Raw genomic sequence first — 250 nt, 5'->3', positions numbered from 1 at the left:
GGTTACAGAGACTTTGTCGCCTTCGTTGCCGGTGCCCGGAGTACCGGTACCTGGCTCATCGGTGACATCGGTTTTCACTTCGCCCTGACCCAGGGTCAGCTTTTCGAAGTTATCGGCACCAGTGACGGACTCCAGCTTGTTCACGATCGATGGCTGACCGCCAACGTATACGTCGTCCGGCGCATGGATCGTGATAGTCCCGGTGGCGCTGCCAGCCGGAACGGTCACCTTGGTGCCATCCGAAAGAGTG

The 250-nt window shown here is 59.2% G+C and carries 1 protein-coding gene; it reads right to left on the bottom strand.

What is annotated here, in order from left to right:
- On the bottom strand, positions 1 to 250 hold a 250-nt coding region (locus IAE40_RS25590; RefSeq protein ID WP_200604074.1), incomplete at both ends, for an immunoglobulin-like domain-containing protein.

This window comes from Pseudomonas sp. S44 (assembly GCF_016624805.1).
Classification (GTDB): domain Bacteria; phylum Pseudomonadota; class Gammaproteobacteria; order Pseudomonadales; family Pseudomonadaceae; genus Aquipseudomonas; species Aquipseudomonas machongensis.
Note: the sequence above shows the minus strand (reverse complement) of the source record. Positions and strands in the feature narration are given on the sequence as shown.